Raw genomic sequence first — 23,166 nt, forward strand, 5'->3', positions numbered from 1 at the left:
CCCCGCGGCTATTCGTGCGTTGCCGCGAGCCCGAGTTCGGCTGCGGCGGAGGTGAAGTCCGGGTCGAAGAGCAGGAAGCTCAGCAGGTCGCCGTGGTCCTCGCGGGTTCCTCCCACGAGTCGGCCCAGCACCGACAGCCAGGGATGGCGCAGACCGCCCACCCCCGCGCCCTTCTCCCGGTAGATGTCGTAGGCGAGCCTGCCGAGGTCGTAGGCCTGCTCTAGCGACGGACCCGCGAACCGGACCTCGATCTCCCGGTCCGAGGTCACCTCCGCGCTGTCCACGCCGGCTGCGCGGATGCGCATCAGCCGGTCGTTGCGGACCTCGAGCTGGTGCAGGTCCTCGATCATGCGGTCCGAGAGGACGGCGCGCAGGACCAGTGCGGCGGCACCGAACACGTCGGGCGGCTCGTCGTCGCCGGGCGCGAGTTCGGCGGCGGGCCGTTCTATCCAGTGCCGCGGCTGGGTCGCGACGACTCCGAGGGTGTCCGCGCCGAGGGCGAGAGCCGGCTTCAACGGCGTGTTGAGCTGCAGACCACCGTCGACGTACCAGCCCGCCCACGCCGCCGGTTCGGTGACCCGGACGGGCCGGAACAGCACCGGCACCGCCGCCGATGCCAACACGTGCTCGACGGACAGCTCCGTCTCGACGTAGCTGATGTTGCGATGTTCGTCGTAGTCGGGCAGCGGCACCGATGGGTGCTTCTCGACGAAGATCACGGTGCCGCGGGTGGCGACGGAGGTGGCCGTCACCGCGACCGCCCCGACGGCCCCGCTGCGGATGTTGGCGTGCAGGTCCTCCCAGCAGATGAGAGATGCCAGCATGTCGTGCATGCGTTCGGTGTCGAGAAGGCTCGGCAGCGTGACGTCCAGGCCGGCGGCCTGAGCGAGGTAACGCAGGCCGGTGCCGACGAGCGTGCCGACGGGTCCGAAGACGTCGTCCAGTCCCACCGTCGACCACAGGCTCACGATCTTGTGGGTGGCGGACTTGTACCCGTCCCCGGCGAAGGCGGCCAGTCCGACGACGTTCAGCGCGCCGGCGCTGGTTCCCACCAGAATCGGCGGGCGCTCGGACCTCGGCAGGTGCGGCAGCAGCGACGCGATCGCCCCGGCCTCGTACGCCCCCCGGGCGCCCGCTCCGGACACCACCAGCCCTACGGTTTCGCTCACGGTCGTCCCCTCACGACGTGCATACATCGCAGAACGATACGCGCCGGTGCGGTGCCGATCGCGTGATCCGCAGAAGCCGAGCGACGGTCGCATCGGGCGGACGTGCCGGCTATCCGGGCGAACGATTCGCTCGCTCGGCGGTCGTCGCGGCCGGCCGCGGCGCGAGCCCCGGGATCACGGTCTCCCCGTATGCCTCGAGGGTCGACGTCTTCGCGTCGTGCTGCAGGTACACGGCGAACTGGTCCACCCCGATCTCGTCCAGTTCCCGCAGCCGGTTCAGGTGCTCGTCCGCGGCGCCGACGATGCAGAAGCGGTCGACGATCTCGTCGGGCACGAACTCCGCGTGCGGGTTCCCGGCGCGGCCGTGCTCGTTGTAGTCGTACCCGGAACGCCCGGCGACGTAGCGGGTGAGCGCCTCCGGCACGTCGCTGTCGGTGCCGTACCGCGCCACGAGGTCCGCGGCGTGATTCCCGACCATCCCACCGAACCAGCGGCACTGCTCGCGGGCATGCGTCAGGGCCGTGGCGGATCCGTCCGTCACATAGGCGGGTGCCGCCGCGCAGATCGTCACCGCCGCCGGGTCGCGACCGGCCGCCTCGGCGGCCGCGCGGACCCGCGTGATCGTCCACTTCGCGATCTCCGGATCTGCGAGTTGCAGGATGAATCCGTCGGCCACCCGGCCGATCAGATCGAGCGCCTTCGGACCGTACCCGGCCACCCACACCTCGAGTGACGACGACTCCGCCCACGGGAAGCGCACCGTCGTATCCCGAACGCGGGCCTCGCGGCCGTTGCCGAGCTCGCGGATGACCTCGATCGCGTCGCGGAGCGTCGCCAGCCTCGCCGGCGCGCCGCCGAGGGTGCGCACCGCCGAATCGCCGCGGCCGATTCCGCAGACGGTGCGGTTGCCGAACATGCCGTTGAGCGTGGCGAAGGTCGAGGCCGTGACCGTCCAGTCGCGGGTCGCCGGATTCGTCACCATCGGCCCCACCGTCACCGTGCGCGTCGCCGCGAGGATCATGCTGTGGACGACGTACGGCTCCTGCCACAGCAGGTGCGAGTCGAACGTCCAGACGTGGGAGAAGCCGTGCGTCTCCGCCTGCCGGGCCAGCTCCACGACCCGCGCCGCCGGCGGATTGCACTGGAATACCACTCCGATGTCCACGGGCCTCCTCCCGCCGCGGTTGCATGTCGGATCCGATTCTGCGCGCGCAACACCTCGGGTGTCCGGCACTCGGCGGGTTCGGGGATCGCGGGCCACCCGACCCGCGGCGCGCCGCCGATCGTCTGCGTGTCGGTGTCCTGCCGACGGGCGGGGGTGGCCGAGACTGGGCCTGTGTCCGACAACGATGGTGTGGAAGCGGTGGTGTTCGACCTGGACGGGGTGCTGATCGACTCCGAACCGCTGTGGGAACAGGTGCGCCGGCAGGTCGTGGCCGAGTACGGGGGTCGCTGGGCCGACGACACGCAGAGCCGGTTGATGGGCATGAGCACCCCGGAGTGGGCGAGGTATCTCAGCGAGGGTCTCGGTGTCGACCTTCCGCCCGACGACGTGGCGGCACTGGTCATCGAGCGCATGGGCGCCGGCTACGCCGACCGGCTGCCGCTGATCCCCGGTGCGGTCGAGGCGGTGCGCGCGATCGCGGCGCGGTGGCCCCTCGGCCTGGCCAGTTCGTCCCCGCAGGCCCTGATCGAGGCCGTGCTCGACGCCGCGGCACTGGGGGATGCGTTCGCGGTGGCGCTGTCCACGGAAGGGGTGGCGCGGGGGAAGCCGGCCCCCGACATCTACCTGACCGTCGCCGAGCGACTCGGGACGAACCCGGCTCGGTGTGCGGCGGTGGAGGATTCCAGCAACGGGCTGCGGTCGGCGGCGGCGGCCGGCATGCGGGTGATCGCGATTCCCCATCCCCGGTACCCGCCCGACCCGGATGCGCTCGCCCTCGCAGGGCTGGTGCTGCCCGGCTTGGACGGTCTCACCCCGGCCGCGGTGGCAGCGATGAGATGAGGGACGGAGGCCGGACCGGTGTCCCCTATGCCGGCGGACTCGGCGCAACGCCGACCGGCTGGCCCGAAACACGTTCGGGGAGAACGGAAGCAGGATTCGGGGCCGCGCAGGGCGCGAATTGGGCGGCCCGGAACAGGTTGTCGGCGACGCATTCTCCGTCGACACCGGCGGGGACGGAACCGGCGACGAGACCACGGACCTCCCGATACAGCGCGGTGGTGTGTTCGACGGCGAGCTGCACCGCGAGCTGGTGATACGTCGTGCCGGGATATCCGGGGACTGGCTCACGACCGCGGAGCGTGCCCGGATCGTCCTTGTTCAGGGTCAGGTGACACTCCTCGAACGGGGCAGGCGGGGCGGGCGGGCCCTCGCTCGGCGGCACGGACGACCCGGCCGGGGGAGAGGGTGGTCCGCTCGGGCAGCCGTCGAGACCGTTCGCCGGGGTCAGCTCGAAGAACCCGGTGTGCAGGCCGGCCGGAAGGGCGGTGGGATCGCACGTCGGGAAGAGCGGGGCGAGCCCCGGCGCCCGGTTCGCGGCGACGGCCAGCTCGGCCCAGTTCGAGTGGGAGTAGAAGTCGGCGAGGGCGTGCGTCAGGCCGCCGAAGGCGCTGCGGGCGCCGAAGCCGTTCGCGGTGGTGCGGAACTCCGGCGGGCCGGCCGGTTGCGCGCCGGCGATCACGGCGGGCACGAAGAAGTTCCACGCGTCCCGGGCACGGTCGCAGACGTCCGCCGGCCGCGCGGCGTTGTCGAAGTGCCGGAAGGCGTCGCCCTGGAACAGGTCGCTGCCTTCGTTGCCGGTGCCGGTGAGGAGACTTCCGGTGATCTCGGCCAGCGCCGGATCGTCGACGCCCCCGCCGGCGGTGGCTGGGGGCAGCGCTGCGCGCAGGATGCTCCCGTGGATGTCGGGCGCGAAGGCCAGGGCGTTCGGCGGCATCGACACGGACAGGAGTGCGGCGGCGGCAACCGTCACGATCGCCGACAGACCGGGGCGGGGAAGCAGTGTCATGGGTACTCCGTGGTGGTGGTCTCCTCCGAATATCCCCCCCCGGCGGCGATCGTCGCCGGGGATTCGGGATCATCGCAGGGCCTGCCCGGCCGGCACCCCGAACGGTCGCACGAGCACGGCACCCCAGTCCCGCCACGGCGGGCAGGGTGGGGGAGGCCGGCCGTTCAGGAAGCGGATGGTCGCGTCCTCGAAGGCCGCCGACTTGGGCAGGTACGGGTGGGCGACGCGGGCGGGACACTCGTTGCGCTCGACGTCGAGCTCCCGGCCGTCCGGCATCAGCGGCAGATCGGTGGCCGAGGGCAGGCTCGAGGCCCGCACCGCCCCGGGAAGCGGCCGGGCGAGGACGGATTCCGCGGCTCCCGCCGTGCCGAGCAGTTCCCGCGCGGCCGGAGTTTCCGGGTCGAAGTGGAACCGGACGAGGTCGGTGGCCGGTGCGGCGAGGCGCAGCAGGTCGGCGAAGACGCGGCCGGGCTGGTTCACACCGGGCGGCGGGTAGCCGGTCGGGGTGCTCGGAAACGGGCCGACGAGCAGCAGGGCGTCGACCTCGACCCGTCCGGTGGCGACGGCCTCCCACACCACCCACACCGCGTGCGAATGCGCGGCCACCACCAGCGGGCGGGGCAGCCCGGACGCCTGCTCGACGAACAGATCGACCTGTTCCTGGAACGGCCGCTGGGTATCGCTCGGCCCGTAGGGGGCGCCCGTGCGGATCGGGCACGTCGCGTCGCGCTGCGGCTGCCCGTCGCCCGGCCCGGCGTAGGAGAAGTAGTACACCTGCTCGCAGGTGTAGCCGAGGCGGTGGATGTCCGTTGCGTGGATCGCGCCCCGGCCCGACGCCGAATTGATTCCCGACAGGATCAGCAGTGAACCCGCCTGCGGCGGGCCGGGTTCCGGCTCGTCGTACCCGCGGGTCGCGACGAACACGATCGATGCGGCGACCAGCGCCGCGGCGAACGCGCTCAGGGCCGCCCCGGGCCGGCGCAGCGCCGGGCGGTGCATCGCCCGGATCGCCAGGCCGGTCGCGACGGCCGAGACCGGGACGAGCGGCACCGTCAGGGCAGGGATCCGTTCGGCCACGGCGCCCAGCGCCAGGACCACCGCGCAGTACGGCACCAGCACCTCGACGCGCAGCCCCCGCCGCCAGGTCAGTGCGAGCGCTACCCGCAGCCGTACGGTGCCCTGCCACGGAACCGGACCGGGCGTCAGCACCAGCACCCCGACCAGTGCGACGGCCGGCCAGAACAGCCGGGAGTACAGGACGGCGTAGGCGGCGGCGTCGGCGAACGCCGCCACCAGCACCGGGCCGAACGTGACCGTGTAGAACAGGGCCGCGAACCGCAGGCGGCGGGCATCGAGACCGCCCAGCAACCACGCCATGAGCGCGACCCGCGCTGCGGCCACCGCGGCGAGCAACACCAGGAACACCGGCCACGACGGCGCCCGCGACAGTAGGAGCCGCAGGTCGGCGAACTGGTCCAGCGGGGGCAGCGCCACCAGGTGGATCAGCCCCGGCCACGTCGGGACCGCGTTCGTCGCCGCGAGCAGCACGACGAGCGCTGCCGCGGCCGCGAGTGGCCACCAGCGCCTCCACTGTCCCTCGCGCACGCGGCCTCCCGTCGCCGACTGCCTCGAATCTAGGGGGTGCGCGGGTGCCCGGCGCCGGATTCGTCCGGGTCCCGGTGTACTTTGCTGAGCGAACGAGTAGCGAGGGGGTGTGGTGTGGCGCGGGTGATCGCGACGATCAATCTGAAGGGCGGCGTCGGCAAGACCACGACGACGGCGGCCCTGGCGGAGTTCATGTCCGCCGAGTTCGGGCAGCGGGTGCTGCTGATCGACCTGGACCCGCAGACCAACCTCACGACGATGATGATCGGGGAGGAGCGCTGGCAGGAGCTGAACCAGCTCGACCGCACCCTCGCCACGCTGTTCCGCGGCGCCGTCGACCCCGACGCCCCCGTCTTCGACATCGAGAAGGCCCTCCAGCGGAACGTCTCACCCGTGCGCGCCGTGAAGAACGTCGACCTGCTCGCCTCGTCGCTGGATCTGATGGACATCCAGGAGGGACTGAGCCACCAGCAGTACGCCGACCCGAAGTCCACCCGGCCCCTCGAGGTGCTGCTGCACGCGATCACCCCGATCGCCGACCGGTACGACTACATCCTCGTCGACTGCCCGCCCAACCTCGGCATGCTCACCCAGAACGGCCTGCGGCTCGCGAACGGCTACCTCGTCCCCACCATCCCGGACATCCTGTCGACCTACGGCATTCCCCAGCTGCAGACCCGGGTCCGGGCGTTCGCCGACCGGACGGGGCACCCCATCCGCGAGATCGGGCTCGTCATCACCAAGTACCGCAGTGCGTCGAACCTGCACCGCAGCATCATCGAACAGCTGCAGCGCGACGAGCGGATCGCGAACGTCGTGCCGGCGTGGATCCCCGAAGCCAACCAGATCGCGCAGTCCGCGGAGTTCGTCCCGTACGGCACCCTCAAACGCAAGTACGGCAACTCCGGGCAGTTCGACGCCCTGCGCATGCTGACCGAGGACGTCCTGATGAACGCACAGGTGCTGCTGTGACCGGCCCCGTCGACCGCGACGCGGCCCGCCTGCGCCTGCAGATCGGGGAGGCGAGCGCCGCGCTGCTGCGACTGCAGGACTCGAGCCCCGCCGCCGCGACCGCCCTGGTGCGGCTGGTGCAGGTGATCGCCGACGAGGCCGCCCGCACCCCGCGGTTCGCGCATGCTCTCGCCTCGGCGCTCGCCGCGACGGGAGAGACGCCGACGCCCGCGGCCCCGGCACCGCGGAAGACCCCCGCCGCGCGGCGCGGCAAACGCGCCCCGGGGCCCTTCGATCCGTTCGCCGCGTTCCGCGACGGCGGCGAGACCGGCCTGCGCGAGAAGCTCGCGCCCCTCGACGTCGAGCAGCTCAAGGACATCGTCGCCGAGCACGCGATGGACTACGACCGCCTCGCCATGCGCTGGCGCACGCCGAAGAAGTTGCAGGACAGGATCGTCGAACGGGTCAGGGCGCTCACGACGAAGGGCGACGCCTTCCGCTGACGCAACCGGGCAGGGGAGCGGTCCCGGTCAGGGTGTCCGGGTCCGTCGATCGACTTCCTTCTCGACGGCGAGGGCCAGGTCGTGAACGACCCGGGAGTGCCATTGCTTGTGCGCCGCGAGGTCCGCGGCGAGCGCATGGCAGTCCGGGCATTCCTGGGCGGCGCTGTTCTGCTGGGTGTGCTCCATGGTGTTGCACCTCCTGGAAGAGATATCCGCCTCCACCGTGGCACGGATGCGGGACGTAGTCCACGGCTGTCTGCCCGCCGGACGATGTGCCGGAGCTTGCACTCCTTGTGGCGTGCTTGCACCCGTTGTGGCGGGACGGAGGGGATGCAAGGTGCGCAGTACGGGTGCAAGCTCCGGGGACGGGCAGCGGATACCGTGACGTTCGTGAAGACGGTAGGGGTCGACCTCGCGGCCGAGCCGGCGAAGACGGCGGTCGCCACCCTCGCGTGGGAGCACGGCACCGCGACGGTGCAGGAGTTGCGGCTCGGTGCGACCGACCCGGAGATCGTGGCCGCGATCGCCACGGCGGACCGCAGCGGGATCGACGCGCCCTTCGGCTGGCCGGACGCGTTCGTCGAGTTCGTCGGCGCGCACCACCGCCTCGAGTACTCGCGCGAACGCGCCCTGAGCAGCCGGCCCGGACGGCTGCCGCTGGTGCGACGGTCGACCGACCGCGTGGTGCATGCCCGGACCGGGATCGTCCCGCTGAGCGTGTCCGCGGATCTCATCGCCCACGTGGCGCTCCGGTGCGCCGGCCTGCTCGCGGAACTCGACGCCGGGGGAGTGGATGTCGACCGCGTCGACGGCGCGGTCGTCGAGGCGTATCCCGCTGCGGCGCTGCAGATCTGGGGGCTTCCGTTCAAGGGGTACAAGAGTGCGAAGAACCGCGAGGTGCGGGCCGCCTCGGTGGTCGCGCTGGAAGAGGCCCTGCCGGGACTGACGCTCGGCGGCTTCCGGGACCTGTGCGTCGACTCCGACGACGCGTTCGATGCGGTCGTCGCCGGCCTCGTCGCCCGAGCGGCAGCCCTCGGCAGAACCGCCCGGCCCGATGCGACGCAGCACGCCGCCGCGGTGAGGGAGGGCTGGATTCACCTGCCGGTGTGCGGACTCGGCGAACTGCTCTGAGACGACCGGACCCGCGCCGGTACGCTGCAGGCGACGAGAGGAGCCGCATGGACCCGGTGATCCGGATATCCGACGAGGTGCGCGACGCCGTCGCGGCCCGCCGCCCGGTGGTGGCCCTGGAATCGACGATCTTCACCCACGGTCTGCCGCGCCCGCGCAACCTCGAGGTGGCGCTCGAGGCGGAGGCGCGGTTGCGGAAGGCGGACGTCGTCCCCGCCACCATCGGTGTGTTCCGCGGTGTACCCACGGTCGGACTGTCCACCGACGAGATCACCGAACTCGCGACGGCACAGACCGTGACGAAGCTGAGCGTGCGCGACCTGCCGATCGCCGTCGCGCGACGACTGTCCGGCGGCACCACAGTCGCCGCGACGGCCCTGCTCGCGCACCGCGCCGGGGTCGAGATCTTCGCGACGGGCGGGCTGGGTGGCGTGCACCGCGGCGCACAGAGCACCTTCGACGAATCCGCCGACCTGGTTGCCCTGTCCACCGTCCCGATCCTCGTCGTCAGCGCCGGCGTCAAGTCCATCCTCGACATCCCGGCCACGCTCGAACGGCTCGAAACCCTCAGCATCCCCGTCGTCGGCTACCGCACCCGAACCTTCCCCGGCTTCTACATCCGCGACAGCAGCTGCCCCCTCGAGCATTCCGTGGACTCGCCGGCCGAAGTCGCCGACCTGGTCCGGGCCCGGGACGCGCTCGGGTTGAAAGCCGGCATCCTCCTTGCGAATCCGGTCTCGGAGGGCGCCCAGCTCGACCCCGGCCTGCACGCGCGGGTGCTGCACGAGGCCGAGGAGCGTGCCGCAGCGGCCGGAGTCGTCGGCAAGGACACCACGCCGTTCCTGCTCGACCACTTCCACCGCGCCACCGGCGGCCGCAGCCTCGACGTCAACGTCGAGGTGTACCGCGGCAACGTCGCGCTCGGCGGTGCCGTCGCGACGGCGCTCGCCGGCAGGTCGCCCTGACCACCGCCGCACCGGTGCGTCTTTTGGGCGGCCAGGGCAGCCCAAAGGATGCACCGCACCTTCGGGCAGCAGTCAGCCCCGCTTGTTCCACTCGATCGCCGGGCACGTGTCCATCACCATCGCCACCCCGGCCTCGGTGGTGCGCGCGAACGCGTCCTCGTCGATCACCCCGAGCTGGAACCACACGGCCTTCGCGCCGACTGCGACGGCCTGGTCGGCGAACTCGCCCGCCGACTCCGACCGGCGGAACACATCGACCACCTCGACCTGGAACGGCACGTCCGCGAGTGTCGCGTAGCCCTGCTCGCCGAGAACCGTCGGCGCCTTCGGATGAATGGGGACGATCCGTTTACCGCGCTCCTGGAGCAGCCGCGCGATCCGGTACGCGGTGCGGTCCGGGTTGCCGGAGAGCCCGACCACCGCCCAGGTGTCGCAGTCGTCGAGCATCAGGTTCACGGCCTTCGGGTCCTGCCACGAGGTGCTCATGTCGGCAAAATTACTCTTCGCCGGTGCGGCGCGAGGGTCGCCGCGGCACCCGGCTCGACCCACCGGAGGCCGACGCGTCCCGAGGCCGCCGAACCCCTACCCGTACTGTGGGTGCAGAAACCCGAGTCGTGCCGCGTGGACCCGTCGCAACACAGCTCACCGACGCGCGCGGGGCGCAAGCACAGAAATGGACGCAGTCGAGTGCACGACACTGCCGGTCGAGGCATCCAAGCCTTCATCTCCGAGGTCATCCAGCGCGGGGGCCGCGCCGAGCGGCTCGAGCACCTGCCGCGCAACCCCGTCCAGGTGTGGGGCGTCGAAGGGGACAGCTGCATCGTGCGTGTCCGCACCAAGATCGACGGGGACTGGCAGGCGCGACGGCAGGACGCCCTGCCCGACACCGACGACACCGGCTCGCAGTTCTGGGTGTTCGTCGACCTGGGCAGCGACCCGGCCGAGTACTTCGTGCTGCCCTCCGACGAGGTCGCGGCGGGCATCGCCGCCGAGGTCGACCTGTGGATGGCCGACGGCCCCGGCCGGACGCGCACCGGGAGCCATGCCGTCCCCCTGAGCAGCGTCGCCCACGGCAAGGACCGCTGGGACCTGCTCGGTCTGACACCCGCCAAGGACACCACCCGCTACACCGACGACGACGCGGCAGAGGCCGAGCAGGAGCGGCGTGCCCGCAACCGCGCACGCAAGGCGAACGCCGGCAAGGCGCGCGAGTCGGCCGAACCCGAGGTCGCCGAGGACCTGCGGCTGCCGGTGGTCGCCGACCGGGACGGCTACCGCGTCAAGGGACGGTTCGACCCGGTCACCCGCGCCCTCGAGATCACCGCCGGTCCGATGGAAGGCCGACGGTTTCCCGACCCGACGACCGCCGCGATCGCCATCGCCAGCTACCTCAGCGGCGACACCGAGACCTGCGACGGCGACACGTTCTGGCGCCTCGACCAGCCCGAATCGACGCCGCTGGGGATGCACCTGGCTTGACGGCACCCGACGTTCGCGTCCCGTTCGCCGAGGCGTCGACTCCGGGGTGTCCGAGGTCAACCTCGACCCGTTCGACTATCGTCATACTCGACGTGTGCCCCTGAGCACGTCGGCGAACGGAAGCGAGACATCATGGGCAGCCCTCGTGGGGCCGAGCGAATAGCCGAATACCCGAGGCCGTCGCACACCCTGCTGCACATCACCGACACCCACCTCGTCGGCGGCGACGAACTGCTCTACGGCACGGTCGACGCCGACGCCCGGGTACAGCAGATCCTCGCCGACATCCGCGCCTCCGGGGTGCAACCCGATGCGCTCGTGTTCACGGGTGACCTCGCCGACCGCGGCCAGCCCGACGCGTATTCGAAGCTGCGCGGCCTCGTCGAGCCCGTCGCGGAGGCGCTCGGCGCGCAGATCGTGTGGGCCATGGGGAACCACGACGACCGCGCCGCCTTCCGGGAGCTGTTGCTCGACCAGGCGCCGTCCACCGGGCCCGTCGACCGCGTCTACCGCATCAACGGCCTGCGCATCATCACCCTCGACACCTCGGTGCCCGGCTTCCACCACGGCGAGGTCTCGCCGGAACAGCTGAGGTGGCTGGCACGAGAACTCGAGACGTCGGCGCCCTTCGGCACCATCCTCGCCATGCACCACCCGCCGGTGCCCAGTGTGTTCGACCAGGCCGTGCTCGTCGAACTGCGCGACCAGGCCGGCCTCGCCGAGGTGCTGCGCGACACCGACGTGCGCACCATCCTCGCCGGGCACCTGCACTACACCACGACCGCGACCTTCGCGGGCATCCCCGTCTCGGTGGCCTCGTCGACCTGCTACACCCAGGACCTCAACGTTCCGGCCGGGTGCCAGCGCGGTCACGACGGCGCCCAGGGCTTCAACCTCGTGCACGTCTACCCGGACACCATCGTGCACTCGGTGGTGCCGACCGGCAGCTACGCCACCGCCGGGCGGCCGTCCACCGCGGAGGACGCCGCGCAGCGCCTCGCCGAGGCCGGGATCCGCATTCCGGAGAACCCCGACGTCACCGTCCGCGTCTAGGAGACGGACGAATCGGACAGCGCGCGGGGTGTGCGTCGTCTAGGCTCCGCGCATGACATCGATCCCGGTGAATGTCGACAACTTCGTTCGAGCAGAGACCGACCGGATGCTCCTCGATCTCCAGCGGGACGCCGGGGGCGTCAACACGCTGAGCCACAACCGGGAGCCCGCCACCGTCGAGCACCAGACGGTGATCCGGATGAACCGCGACACCCTCTACAGCTTCGCGGTCGTCGACGTCTCCCAGGGCGCGACGCTCACCATCCCCGAGAGCGGGCGCCGGTACGTGTCGGCGATGGTCGTCGACCAGGACCACCACGTCGACCGGATCCTCCACGAGCCGGGAGAACACCGGCTCACCGCCGACGAGTTCCCGACCCCCTACGTCGGGATCGCGGTGCGGATCCTCGTCGATCCCTCCGATCCGGACGACGTGCAGGCCGTAGCCGCGCTCCAGGACCGATTCCGACTCGACGCCGGCTCGTCGACGCCGTTCACGGCGCCCGACTACGACCGGGCGAGCCTCGACGCGACGCGGGACGCGCTCCTGGCGCTGGCACGAGGACTGACCGGCTTCGACCGGATGTTCGGTGCCCGGGGTGAGGTCGACCCGGTCCGGCACCTGATCGGCACGGCCGCCGGCTGGGGTGGCCTACCGACCACGGAGGCCGCCTACATCGGCGTCGATCCGGGACTGCCGGTCGGCGAGTACGAGCTGACCGTCCGCGATGTGCCCGTCGACGGATTCTGGTCCGTCTCCGTCTACAACGCGCAGGGCTTCTTCGAACCGAACGAACAGAATGCCTACAGCGTCAACAACATCACGGGTGTGCCCGACGCGGACGGCTCGATCACCATCCGGTTCGGCGATGCGTCCGGCGCCAACTGCCTGCCCGTCACCGAGGGGTGGAACTACCTCGTCCGCCTGTACCGGCCGCGCCCGGAAGTCCTCGACGGACGCTGGACCTTTCCCACCCTGTCGAACGGGCGGTGACCGGATGCGCGTTCCACCCGGCCGCCCCGCGAGAAGCGGCCCGGCCGGGTGCTACGCGGTGCGGGTCAGGACCGTCCCGGGTAGTCCGTCTCCCACGGTGCCGGGATCGGGTAGTACCGCTCCAGGAATTGGGTGACCTTGGCTGTGCGCAGCTCGAGGTCCACCTCGGGCACGCTGCCGTCGTTGAGACAGAAGAAGTCCATCTTCCGCCCCGCCAGCAGCGTGTCCAGCTCGCGCAGCCCCGCCTTCATCGTCGTGTCGACGTACCGCATGCGGGCCGTCGTCTGCTGCACCGCCCGACCGGTCATCAACGCGTAGTGGTGGTAGAAGGAGTTGGTCACCGAAATGTTCTCGGCGGCCCGGAACGTGCTCGCCGCCGTCGCCGCGAACTCGTCCGCGAACTCCCGCTCCATCTCCGCCATGACGCTCTTGCGCAGCGGCACCGGCGTGTGTTCGAGGTGCCGGGTGATCGTCACCCCGAACCGCTCCTCGAGCAGCCGGCGATTGACCCGGGCCGCGTTCTCGAAACCACTGCGCCTCTTGTGGTTCCGGCCCAACCCGATACGGGTGTCCGCCTCGATGAACTTCGTGACCCCACCGGCGGAGAAGAACATCTGCGGGTCCACCGGGCGGCCGAAGAACATGTCGTCGTTCGAGTACAGGAAGTGCTCGGACAGACCCGGGATGTGGTGCAGCTGGCACTCGACGGCCTGCGAATTGTGCGTGGGCAGCACCGACGGGTCGGCGAAGAACTCCTCGCTGCGCACGAACGTGACCTGCCCGTCGTCGGCCAGCCAGTCCGGTCGGTCAGAGTCGGTCGCGACGAAGATCCGCCGGATCCACGGTGCATACATATGTACGGAGCGCAGCGCGTACTTGAGCTCGTTGATCTGCCGGTAGCGGGCGGCAGAGTCGTCGCCCTCGCCGACCACGTAGTTCGCCATGCGCTTGGCGCGCTCGGCCTGCCACTTCTTGCAGGAGCCGTCGACCCACGAGAACACCAGATCGATTTCGAACGGGACGTCCGACGGGTGCGTCGCGAACATCCCCTCGATCGTCGGCCACGTCTGCCCGTACCGCTCCACGGTGCCGCGTGTGACCTCCTCACGCAGCACGCTGCGGCGGGTCAGGGCGTTCTCCCTGGGCAGGACGATCTCGTCGTCGGCGTGCGACCACAGCTCGATCTGCACCCCGTTGGACGCCCCGTACCGCAGCCCGCTGGAGAGCTCGACGCGCGGCCGGAACAGCCGGAAGATCCGTGCCTTGGAACTGTGGGAAAGGCGGCCGTCCGCGACGAGCACCGGACGGTGCCGTTTCGCGCCGACGGTCTTGGAGTAGAACGGCTCCTCCGCGCACGCCGCAACCAGGGCGGCGCGTAGCTGTTTGCGGTCGGCCCAGTTCACCGCCAGCACCGGGCGCGCGCCGTCGCCGCGGACCAGCAGAAAGTCGATGCCGGCATCGTCGAGGACCCGGCGCACGAACTGCAGATCCTCGAGCATCGCCTGATGCGGCGTGGTGGTCGAGATGGGAATCGCGTAGCGGTCCCGGAACCACACGATGTGCGGGTGGCCGTGCAGCCGGGGCCGCTCGGACGCGAGCGGGGGAGCATCTCCGACGCTGTGGGGCAGGGAGACGAGATGAACGGTGTGGGGGGCCGGCGTGTGCGTCGGATGCTCCTTTCCTGTGAAGGGATTTCCCGGGCGAGAACTCGGGAATGAGAAGATTGATTCTAGTGGCCGATGCGACTGAAGGTGCAACTGAAGACTGCAGGGGAGAACCTGTAGCCGGGGAGGCGGCGCTTTGTCGGCTTTGTGTCGATTCGATGCTGCGGACGTGATCGTTGCGTGACGACCCGCGGACCGAATGTCACAGCGGGTCGATTGGATCGCATGACTGTGACATTCGGTCGCCGTCTGGCCGCCGTTGGTCAGGGTTGTGCCTCGGACATTCGTGCAAGCTGTTCGACAACGTACGGCCACGGGATTCGCTCCTGCTCGAGTCGCAGCCCTCCGGCGCGCACGGCGTCGAGGGCGTCGCGTTCCGGTCCGGTCAGGTGCGCGGGCACGTGCGGGGCGGGGGACGCCTCGGGCACGGCGAGTCTGCGCCACCGCTCGACGGTGCCGCGGTCCATGAGCAGGCTGCGCACGTGCGGGAGACGGCCGCGGAGCCGGTCGAGGATCGCGAAGCCGTGCGTGTCCAGGTCGCCCCAGTACACGACGTCGGAGGCAGCGAGCCACGGCACGTCCGCGAGTTCGTGTACCGCGTAGCCGCCGCCGTGCACGGCCACCGTCGCCGGCAGCTGCGGCAGCGCGTGCAGGCCCTCCTTGTTCTCCAGGATCAGGGTGCGGGCCGGTGTCACCGGCAGTGCCGCCAGCTCGTCGAGCGACGTCGCGAAGATCCGGGGCGCCGCCGCCAGCAGCGTCCGGTCGCACACGGCCACCTCGCACATCCGCGGCAGCGACCGCACCCCCAGGTCGCGGTCGCCGCGCACCCCCTCGAGTAGCGTCTCGACGAGGGCGCGGTGCCGCGACACCCATTTGGTGTCGACGCCGGGCACCGGCAGCTGGCGGATGAAAAGCCCCGACGACGGATGCTCGGCCAGCCACCGCACGGCCGCGACGAGCCGTCCGAAGTCCGGCTCGTCCAGCTCCAGCCAGCGAGTGTGCGTCGCGGCGATCGCGCTCGAGAGCGTCGCCGTGCCAGGGCCGAGTCCGTCGAGCAGGCACGCCTGCCGTGCGGTGAGGGTGCGCCACTCGGCTGCGCGTGCGGCCGCGGCGGCGATCTCGGTCGCGCCCGAAAGCACCAGGCGCACCGGCACTTCCTGCGTGCCGAAGCTCGGCCAGCGTCGCGTCTCCCACTCGACCCGGCCGCCGCCCCGGTAACCGTGCCAGGCCCGCACCCACGCCACGACGGCGTCTGGATTCTGCGCGACCCGCCGTTCGGACGGTGGATGCAGCGCAATCGTCAGCGAATCCGATTCGGCCGCAGTGGGATCGGTGATCCATCGGGCGCGGCGGCTGCGGTACGCGGCCTGGGCCTTGCCGGCGACCGCGGACGGCGGCACGCACAGTGCGCTCACGTGCCGTCCTCGCGGATCGGCAGCAGGGCGATCTGCGAGTAGCGCTTGTCGCGGATGCTCACCGCGGCCACGCCGTCGATGTAGTCGTCGAGGGTCTGCAGCAGCTTGAGCGGGGTGGCGAGCACCATGTGGAACCCGAACTGGGTGAACACGTCCAGTGCCCGCCTGGTGTACGCGGGGTCGGCGCGGTCGAACGCCTCGTCGAGGATCACTGTGCCGTAGCGCGGCAACTCCTCGCCGGCGGCGGCCAGCTGATAGCGCAGCGCGGCCGCGAGGCAGAAGAACACCAGCTTCTGCGCCTGCCCGCCCGACAGGCCGGAGCTCGAGTCGTGATAGTTGGCGTCGTGGCCCTCCGGGTCGACCTCGACGCCGATGAATCCGACGTGCAGGCGGGTGTCGAGCACGAGGCGCTTCCACCGCAGGTCGGCGGGCTCGCCGGAGTCGAGCCGTTCGAGCACCGCCGCCATCTGGTCGAACCGCCGCTCCGCCGCGGCCCGGTCCTCCTCCTTCCACGCGCCGCTCGTGATCTGCAGCAGCTCCGCCAGGAACTCCGACGCGGCGGGGGAGCGCCGGTCCTTCACATCGATGCGCAGGATCCGGTCGGTGTCGAACGGCGAGCGGCGCAGCGATTCGTTCACCGGCTCGATACGTGAGCGGATCTCGCCCGGAGCCTTACGGATCGCGCGCGCCAGCTCCCCGATGTTGCGGTGCGACTGCTCGCGCAGCAGCCGGAAGAACTCGTCCTCGTAGGCAGGCAGGCCGTCGCTGCGCAGCCGGCCCAGCACCGCGAGGGCGTCGTCGACGTACTCGGCCTCGGACCGCATCTCGGCGCGTCGCGCCTCCCACTCGGCGAGGTAGCCGGTGAGGATGGCGGTGATGCGGCGCTCGGCGTCCGCAGTGTCGCGCTGCGCGGCCCGCGTCTCCTCGTTGGTCGCGCGACCCACCGTGCTCAGGGCCCGGTCGATGTTGTCGACGGTGACGCGGCGGACCGCCGCGGCGAACCGGGCCCGGATGCGCGCGGCGATCGGCTCGGGCACCGCCGTGCCGGCGTGGGCTTGTGCCTCGTCGAGCCGCGCCTGCACCCGGGTCAGCTCGTCCCGGTGCTGTTCGAGCTTGGCGAGCGCCGCGGTGTGCGCCTGTCGGGCGGCGCGTTCCTCGCTTTCGGCGCGAGCCAGATCCGCGGTGAGCGTGGCGTACTCGGAGTTTCCCTGCATCCACTCGCGCAGCCGCTCCTCGATCGCGTCCACCGCGTTCCCCGCCGCCGCGACGTCGACGTCGGCCCACGCGGACTCGCGGATCACTGCGGCGGCCTGCCGGCGCTGTTGGATCGCGGACTCGGCGCGTTCGAGAGCCTCCTGCCTCCGCTGCAGCGCGTCGACATCGGTCTCGGCGTCGCCGATGCGCCGACGCAGGTCGGCGAGCTTGGCCTCGTTGTCGAAGCCGAGGACCCAGCGGCTGCGGTCGTCGATGCGACGCCGGTCGTCCTTCTCGTGCCGGTCGCCGCCGTGCTTGACCTGCCCGGCCCGGGTGACGCCCCGCGGGACGCGGCGCAGGTCGTCGGCGGTGTCGACGCACGCGTAGTCGAAGCGGTCCGCCAGGTGGTGGTGCAGCCACGCGGCGAGCGGGCCGGGGCGCACCTCGAGCTTGCGGACGAGCGAGCCGTCGCCCGTCGTGGGTGCGTCCGGCGCGCCGACGCCGGTACGGACCCGCCGGTATACGAGGCGTGCACCGAGATGGTGAGTGTCGACGGCGGCGGCCACCCGCGGATACAGCTCGTCGGGCACCAGCAGGGTGCGCCCGAATCCGCCCAGGACCCGTTCGATCGGACCCGTCCACTCGGCGTGCTCGGCACGCACCGCGATCAGCTCGCCCGCGAAGTGCAGGGCGTCCTCCCCGAGCCCGGCCGCCGAGCACACCAGTTCCCGGGCGCGCAGCAGGTCGGGATCGAGATTGGAGCGGCGCCGGGCCAGGACCTCCCGGTCGGCGATCAGCGCGCGGATCGTCTTCCGGTTTTCGGCGAGCGCACCGGCCACCTCGTACAGTTCGGCCCTGCGCGTGTCGGCGGTCGCGTCGAGCTCGCGCAGTTCCCGCTCGAGCTGGGCCTGCAGGTGCGCGAAATCGTCCGCGGTGGCCGGTGCTTCTGCCTCCCATTGGGCGAGGGCGAGGTCGAACCGTCTGCGCTGCTGGGTGATTCGTTCGAGTGCGGTCTCGGCGGTCTCCTTGTGCACGCGGAGGGTAGCGAGCCGGCCGTCGCCGGCACTCTCGGCGAGCACTCGCAGATCGAGGGTGCGTTCGCCGGCGCGGTCGGCCTCGTCGGCGGTCTTGTCCGCGGCGGCCTGGAGCAAACCGGTCTGTGCCCGCGTCTCGTCCAGCCGGTCGCTGAGCAGGTCCACCGTCATCCGGGCGTGCACCGCGTCGAGGTGATCGGTCTCGTCCTGCAGGTCGCGCTGGGCCTGGAGCCCGGTGCGACGGACGTCGGCCAGCGCGACGAGCGGCTCGAGCGTCTCGACCTGACGTCGGGCGTCGACGACGACGCGGTGCGCCTCGCGCAGCTCGCGGAACTGGGTGGTGGCCCGCTCGGCCATCGCGAACGTGGGCGGCTCGTCGAGCATGTAGTCGCGCAGCAGCTGGTCGAGGCTGTTCAGGCTCTTCGCGGACAGCGTGCGGTGCAGCAGCCGCTGCGCGGCCTCCGACGAGATGCCGAGCTTGGACCGGAACGCGCGGGCGAACGGCGCGTAGCTCGGGTTCACGACCGCATCGGGCCAGCGTTTGCGGATGCCCCGTGTGTCGATGCCCCGCGCGACGAACGGTTCGAGGGCGGTCAGCTCCTCGTCGGTGTCGAGGATCAGGTGCAGGTGCGAGATCTCGTTGTTGGCGTTGGCGCCCCGGCGCAGGTGCATGAGCTTGACCAGGGTCACCGGGGCCGTGCCGTCGGCGGCGTCGTACGTCAGTGCGACCGCGCTCCACGTGGCGCCGGTGCGCAGATACGAGGCGGTGAGCGCGTCGGTGTCGGCGTCGGCCTCGCGCCGCCACGCGCCGCGCATGTAGCTGACGAAGTTGCGGCCCGACCCGGCCGCCGACTCCTGCGCGGCCGCGTTGAACCGCACGCTGCCCCCCGGCATGAGCACCGTCGAGATCGCATCGATGAGCGTCGACTTGCCCGATCCGGACGCCCCGGTGATGAGAAAACCCTTGCGGGCCACGGGAATGTCGTGATGCCCGTGCAAGGTGCCCCAGTTGACCACCTGCACCCGCGCGAGCCGGAACTGGCCGGGGTGGACGGGTGCGGCGCTCACGGCGCGTCCTCCTCGACGATGCGCCGGAACTCGGCCTCGACGGCGGCGACCTGATCGGCATCGAACAACTGCCGCAACACCGGCGAAACCTCCATCCGGCCCTCCGTGGACGTGGACGCCAACAGCGTGTACTTCTTCAGCTTCTCCCACGACGCGTTGACCCGTTTGCGGAAGCCGGCCGGGTCGGTGCTCGTCGCCGCGCGGTACATCTCCAGCTGCCCGGCCACCTCGTCGAAGTCCACGATCACCCGCTCGCCCGGCTGGGCGCGCAGCAGCCGGTGCCGCAACGCCAGCAGCATCACGGTGTCCATGAACGTGAGCCGCTCGGTGCGCAGCACCGTCGGGGCCTTGTGGTCGCCCGTGTCGGCGGGGCGGGTGAACGCGAGCTGATCGTCCTCGTCGACGACGAGATCGAGGAACACGTCCGCGAGCCGGGACCGCAGCACCCGCTCGTCGCGGATCACCGTCCGCCACACCTCCGGGTGCTTGTCGGCGGTGACGAGCGGTCCCTTGAGCAGCTGCACCAGCGCCCGGCGGGTGTCGAGGTCGAGTTCGCCGGTGTCGCCCGTGCGTGTGGTCGATTCGGTCATGACGCGTCCTCGGTGATGCGGGCGGTGAACTCGCTGTCGGTCGGGTCGAACAGGTGCCGGCCCACCGTCGCCACGCGGGTCGCGCCCGACGGGGACGTCCACGCGATCTCCTCTGTGCCGTCGACGCGGTGACCGTGCTCCGCGGCGAGCACCAGCAGACCCACCGCGCTGGCCAGTCCCTGCGTGGCGGGATGATCGCGCAACACGTCGCCGATCGTGGCGCTGCCGCGGAAACGCAGCGTGGCGGCGACGTTGCCCGCCAGCTCGTCCATGTCGATCTCCGATTCGCGGACGATGCGGCGCAGCTCCGCGAGATCGACCTCGCCGACCGGTTGCGTCACTACCGGCTCGGCCACCAGGTCGTCGGCCGGGTTGTGCAGCCGCAGCGCCGCCACCGAATCGATGCTCATGCCGACCCGCACCAGCTCGAGGTCCAGCAGGTCGTACGGTTTGCGGCGCTGCGCCACCTGCAGGGCCTGCTGCTGGGCCGAGCGCAACAGCCGCTGCAGACGCCGGTGCTCCTCGTAGTGGCGGGACTGCACGAAGTGGCGCAGCGAACGCGACAGCGAGGTCATCGTCGCGTGCACCTCGCCGCCGGCGTCCTCCATCTCGGTGAGCAGGGTGCGGAAGCGTCGTCGCTGTTCGGTGGTGAGCTGCTGCGCGAACGGGCGTTGCAGCACCGCCTCGATCCAGTCGTCGAGCTGCGACGACCGCTCCGGGTCGATGATCATGTCGTAGAAGCCGGCGAAGCTGCGGCCGGCGTCGGAGCTGCCGATCAGATCGACCCCGCGGAACACTTCGCCGAGGGTGTCGCCGCGGTCGCCCTCGTCGTCGAGGATCCGGGCCCGCAACTCCCGGTTGAGCGCCTCCAACTCGGCGCGCACCCGCGCGAAGTCGCCCGGGATCTCCCCCGCCAGTGCCAGGATCTCCGCGGACCGTTCCACCGCGCGGTTCCCGTCGAGTACGGGAAAGTCACCGGATTCGACGGCGGCGATCTGCCGGTCCAACTCGTCGCGCTCGGCCCGCAACGCCGCCAGACGGCTCTCGCTGCGCGGGTCCGAGTCCCGCGCCAGTGCCTGGAGCTGGCTCGACAGGGTGGTCAGCCGCGACTCGGTGACCGAGCTGGTGGCCGTCGTCAGTCCCTCGACGAACGTGAGCGCGGCGAACGTCGCCTCCGTCGGCTCGAGGGTTTCCTCGCGAGCGTCGGCGCTCGCGCGGCGCAGCAGGTAACCCGCGCGCACCCAGTCCGCGCAATAGGCCTGACCGGTGCGCGGCAACTCGAATCCCTCGTCGCGCAGTTCCTGCAGGTCCGCATCGAGGCGGGCGAACAGCTCCGGGGCCGGCAGCCGACGTGTGCCGCGGTCGAAATGCCGGCCCAGCAGCGCCAGCACCGCAGCCGCATTGTCCGACCGCAGCAGCGCCCACGCCGGGTGCTCCTGACGCAGACGCGTCAGACGGTGCAGGTCGGCGGTGGACACGACGCTCCCTCCGTTTTCGGGTTCGACCATGCTGACACATGGGGGCGACAGCGTCGCGGGTGTGGTCCGGCGAACTCGGGCGGGTTCGAGGTCAGCTTCCGGGGGCGAATCCAGACGGGATGTTGGGTCAGCGGGTGCGCGACTCGAAGTCGTCGAGGACGGCGACGATGCGCTCGGCGGTGTCGACGAGGCCAGTGCACCATTGCTCTTCCGGTACGCGGGTGCCGCCCTTCCCGAATACAACGGAGCTGAAGATGAGCACCCCGTAGAACGCTTCTACGCTCACCCCGCAACTCTCAGGTAGCGACGGATTGGTTTTCAGTATTGCGCGCTGACCGGCTATCTCGATATGAGTGATGTCGTCGTCATTGTCGGCAACCTTTCGAAGTTCTGTCGACCAGTCGAAATTGGCCGACAGCACTGTCAGCCGGTAGGCGGCCACGCCGGGCATCGTCACGTTGCCCTTGTAGGAGCAGCCCAGCATCGTGAAGTGAGTGGCAGCGAAATCTGCATTGTCTTCGGATGTCGGGTCGTATCCGGCTGCCTTGAGCACATGGTCCGGGATGTCGAGGCAGGGGTCGAAGGCGACGTGGGGGCGATCGGACTCGTCCACTAAGCGTGGCACCGTGGTTGTCGTGGTCGGTGGGTCCAGAGAGTCGTTCGTAGCGACTGCAGTGGAAGCCGGCGATGCGCAGCCGTTAAGCATGCCGAGCGCGAGGAGCACACTTACAGCGATCATGACGCGGCGCCCGTTCACTGGTCGTCCGAGTCCGCCGCGTTCAGGCGTTGAGTCCAGTTGTGCTCCGCATCGAGGAATTTGTCACCGCCGGCGGCAAATGTCTCCCGCATCTGGCTCAGCACCGCCTCGAATTGTTCGAGACGTTCGTAGAGTGATTCGGGAGTGCCCCGAGCTTTGCGTACAAACCCGGCGCGTAGATCCTCGGCAGACCCGAACCCTCCGAAGCATGGTGCGTCGGTCAACGCCTTCGCCTTGTCGGTGGCTATCCGCAGCGTCTCGAGCATGGTGTCGCAGATGGCGACGATCTCGTCAATCTTTTGCGGGTCCAAACGGAGTCCCTCGGCCATGAATCCCCCCGGTATCAGTTGGCCCGGGAACTGTAGCGCATTCGCTTGCAGGTCACCCGGGATTCTCTTTCGAGAATGGGGTTGAGACGCCTGCGCCCCGACCGAGCTCGCGTGCGATTCGGTCGGGACGATTCGGTTCTCGTCGGCGGGGTCGGTATCTCAGAGCGTCAGTGTCAGGTCTGCTCCTGCGAGAGTGTGTGCGGTCAGTCCGGAGGCGAGCATCCAGGCGGAGTGCTTGTCGAAGGTCGGCGCTCCCCGGTCGCCCACCACGGCGAGAATCGGTGCGATCAGTCCGCAGTGCCGACGACGACGAAGATCGTCAGCGCCAGGCCGTCGAAGCCGGGGCCGATGGGCGGCGTCGAGCCCAAAGCGGATGCACAGATGTGCGGGGCGCATCGAACCTCCGAGGGTAAGCCACGATGACGGGTCAGATCGCGAACAGCAGCGCGCCGGGGCCGATTGCGACGGCGACGCAGTAACCGAAGAATCCCGGACCGCTGAAGTTCGATCGTTTTCGCCACATGGCGATGACGATGCCGAGCGTGACGGCCCGCGTCGAGCACCGCCCCGACCAGCACCATGCACAGCGCCGGGGCGGAGCCGAGCAATTCCACGCCAGCGCGAGGTCCACCTGTACGCCCAGACCGGCGCCACCTTGGACAGCGAGGCTCAGGCTTCGTGCGCGAGACGGTCGGGAAGTTCGACGCGTCGGCCGAAGGATCTGCTCATGGCAGGCGGCACGCGTTCGTGCACTACAGGTGTACACGGCGCGGAGC

At 70.7% G+C, this 23,166-nt stretch carries 22 protein-coding genes; 8 read left to right on the forward strand and 14 right to left on the reverse strand.

Going from position 1 to position 23,166, the window contains the following annotated elements; genetic code table 11:
• Positions 1–8: 8 nt before the first annotated feature.
• Both QYS60_RS18425 and QYS60_RS18430 read right to left on the reverse strand, forming a co-directional pair.
• A complete protein-coding gene (locus tag QYS60_RS18425) occupies positions 9–1,148 on the reverse strand; it encodes a patatin-like phospholipase family protein (protein WP_371383892.1) in 1,140 nt (379 codons plus the stop codon).
• A gap of 130 nt (positions 1,149–1,278) precedes the next feature.
• The gene (locus tag QYS60_RS18430; RefSeq protein WP_371383874.1) at positions 1,279–2,334 is read right to left on the reverse strand and encodes a TIGR03842 family LLM class F420-dependent oxidoreductase; all 1,056 of its coding nucleotides are present in this window, start codon (positions 2,332–2,334) and stop codon (positions 1,279–1,281) included.
• Between the two features lie 171 nt (positions 2,335–2,505).
• Between QYS60_RS18430 and QYS60_RS18435 the strand changes: the two genes are divergently transcribed.
• Positions 2,506–3,174 (forward strand): HAD family hydrolase, encoded by a 669-nt coding sequence (locus tag QYS60_RS18435; protein ID WP_371383875.1) that lies wholly within the window; start codon positions 2,506–2,508, stop codon positions 3,172–3,174.
• 25 nt (positions 3,175–3,199) lie between these two features.
• Here QYS60_RS18435 and QYS60_RS18440 read toward each other — a convergent pair whose 3' ends face one another.
• Together QYS60_RS18440 and QYS60_RS18445 are read right to left on the reverse strand one after the other, a co-directional pair.
• Entirely contained in the window at positions 3,200–4,180 is a 981-nt protein-coding gene (locus tag QYS60_RS18440; protein ID WP_371383876.1) for a hypothetical protein, read from the reverse strand.
• Between the two features lie 69 nt (positions 4,181–4,249).
• Positions 4,250–5,785, reverse strand: a complete 1,536-nt coding sequence (locus QYS60_RS18445) for a hypothetical protein (RefSeq protein ID WP_371383877.1) — start codon at positions 5,783–5,785, stop codon at positions 4,250–4,252.
• Between the two features lie 114 nt (positions 5,786–5,899).
• On the opposite strand from QYS60_RS18445, the gene QYS60_RS18450 reads away from it, so the two are divergent.
• Together QYS60_RS18450 and QYS60_RS18455 are read left to right on the forward strand one after the other, a co-directional pair.
• Positions 5,900–6,757: a ParA family protein gene (locus tag QYS60_RS18450; RefSeq protein ID WP_003936231.1), complete on the forward strand. Its 858-nt coding sequence runs from the start codon at positions 5,900–5,902 to the stop codon at positions 6,755–6,757.
• On the forward strand, positions 6,754–7,239 hold the full coding sequence (locus QYS60_RS18455; protein WP_371383878.1) for a hypothetical protein: 486 nt from the start codon (positions 6,754–6,756) through the stop codon (positions 7,237–7,239). The genes QYS60_RS18450 and QYS60_RS18455 overlap by 4 nt, the downstream gene beginning before the upstream one ends.
• A gap of 27 nt (positions 7,240–7,266) precedes the next feature.
• Here the strand turns inward: QYS60_RS18455 and QYS60_RS18460 are convergent, their stop codons facing one another.
• The gene (locus QYS60_RS18460; RefSeq protein ID WP_003936233.1) at positions 7,267–7,425 is read right to left on the reverse strand and encodes a hypothetical protein; all 159 of its coding nucleotides are present in this window, start codon (positions 7,423–7,425) and stop codon (positions 7,267–7,269) included.
• A gap of 144 nt (positions 7,426–7,569) precedes the next feature.
• Here QYS60_RS18460 and QYS60_RS18465 point away from each other — a divergent pair, with 144 nt between their 5' ends.
• Both QYS60_RS18465 and QYS60_RS18470 read left to right on the forward strand, forming a co-directional pair.
• Positions 7,570–8,370, forward strand: a complete 801-nt coding sequence (locus QYS60_RS18465; protein ID WP_371383879.1) for a DUF429 domain-containing protein — start codon at positions 7,570–7,572, stop codon at positions 8,368–8,370.
• A 47-nt stretch (positions 8,371–8,417) separates the two neighbouring features.
• The gene (locus QYS60_RS18470) at positions 8,418–9,335 is read left to right on the forward strand and encodes a pseudouridine-5'-phosphate glycosidase (protein ID WP_371383880.1); all 918 of its coding nucleotides are present in this window, start codon (positions 8,418–8,420) and stop codon (positions 9,333–9,335) included.
• Positions 9,336–9,407: 72 nt separating this feature from the next.
• On the opposite strand, the gene QYS60_RS18475 is transcribed toward QYS60_RS18470, so the two are convergent.
• Complete coding sequence (locus QYS60_RS18475) at positions 9,408–9,821, reverse strand: CoA-binding protein (RefSeq protein ID WP_371383881.1); 414 nt, start codon at positions 9,819–9,821, stop codon at positions 9,408–9,410.
• A 201-nt stretch (positions 9,822–10,022) separates the two neighbouring features.
• Between QYS60_RS18475 and QYS60_RS18480 the strand changes: the two genes are divergently transcribed.
• From QYS60_RS18480 to QYS60_RS18490, 3 genes are all read left to right on the forward strand, one after another.
• Positions 10,023–10,814, forward strand: a complete 792-nt coding sequence (locus tag QYS60_RS18480) for a hypothetical protein (protein ID WP_371383882.1) — start codon at positions 10,023–10,025, stop codon at positions 10,812–10,814.
• Positions 10,815–10,946: 132 nt separating this feature from the next.
• Positions 10,947–11,867 carry a phosphodiesterase gene (locus tag QYS60_RS18485; RefSeq protein WP_054372710.1) on the forward strand — a complete coding sequence of 307 codons (921 nt, stop codon included), beginning with the start codon at positions 10,947–10,949 and terminating at the stop codon, positions 11,865–11,867.
• A gap of 52 nt (positions 11,868–11,919) precedes the next feature.
• Positions 11,920–12,861, forward strand: a complete 942-nt coding sequence (locus tag QYS60_RS18490) for a DUF1254 domain-containing protein (protein ID WP_371383883.1) — start codon at positions 11,920–11,922, stop codon at positions 12,859–12,861.
• Positions 12,862–12,926: 65 nt separating this feature from the next.
• Here the strand turns inward: QYS60_RS18490 and QYS60_RS18495 are convergent, their stop codons facing one another.
• From QYS60_RS18495 to QYS60_RS18530, 8 genes are all read right to left on the reverse strand, one after another.
• Positions 12,927–14,417, reverse strand: coding sequence for a stealth family protein (locus tag QYS60_RS18495; protein WP_371383884.1), 1,491 nt, complete (start codon positions 14,415–14,417; stop codon positions 12,927–12,929).
• Positions 14,418–14,788: 371 nt separating this feature from the next.
• The gene (locus tag QYS60_RS18500; protein ID WP_371383885.1) at positions 14,789–15,940 is read right to left on the reverse strand and encodes a DUF3322 domain-containing protein; all 1,152 of its coding nucleotides are present in this window, start codon (positions 15,938–15,940) and stop codon (positions 14,789–14,791) included.
• Positions 15,937–19,236: an ATP-binding protein gene (locus tag QYS60_RS18505; RefSeq protein WP_371383886.1), complete on the reverse strand. Its 3,300-nt coding sequence runs from the start codon at positions 19,234–19,236 to the stop codon at positions 15,937–15,939. The genes QYS60_RS18500 and QYS60_RS18505 overlap by 4 nt, the downstream gene beginning before the upstream one ends.
• Positions 19,233–19,826, reverse strand: coding sequence for a DUF4194 domain-containing protein (locus QYS60_RS18510; RefSeq protein WP_003936243.1), 594 nt, complete (start codon positions 19,824–19,826; stop codon positions 19,233–19,235). The genes QYS60_RS18505 and QYS60_RS18510 overlap by 4 nt, the downstream gene beginning before the upstream one ends.
• Complete coding sequence (locus tag QYS60_RS18515; RefSeq protein ID WP_371383887.1) at positions 19,823–21,334, reverse strand: DUF3375 domain-containing protein; 1,512 nt, start codon at positions 21,332–21,334, stop codon at positions 19,823–19,825. The genes QYS60_RS18510 and QYS60_RS18515 overlap by 4 nt, the downstream gene beginning before the upstream one ends.
• A 97-nt stretch (positions 21,335–21,431) precedes the next feature.
• Positions 21,432–22,043 carry a DUF3558 domain-containing protein gene (locus QYS60_RS18520; protein ID WP_371383893.1) on the reverse strand — a complete coding sequence of 204 codons (612 nt, stop codon included), beginning with the start codon at positions 22,041–22,043 and terminating at the stop codon, positions 21,432–21,434.
• Positions 22,044–22,057: 14 nt separating this feature from the next.
• Positions 22,058–22,390 (reverse strand): hypothetical protein, encoded by a 333-nt coding sequence (locus QYS60_RS18525; protein ID WP_289379777.1) that lies wholly within the window; start codon positions 22,388–22,390, stop codon positions 22,058–22,060.
• A 287-nt stretch (positions 22,391–22,677) separates the two neighbouring features.
• The gene (locus QYS60_RS18530) at positions 22,678–23,004 is read right to left on the reverse strand and encodes a hypothetical protein (protein WP_289379775.1); all 327 of its coding nucleotides are present in this window, start codon (positions 23,002–23,004) and stop codon (positions 22,678–22,680) included.
• Positions 23,005–23,166: the final 162 nt, after the last annotated feature.

Origin of the sequence: Rhodococcus sp. GXMU-t2271, assembly GCF_041414735.1 — a bacterium.
GTDB classification, from domain to species: Bacteria; Actinomycetota; Actinomycetes; order Mycobacteriales; family Mycobacteriaceae; genus Rhodococcus; species Rhodococcus indonesiensis.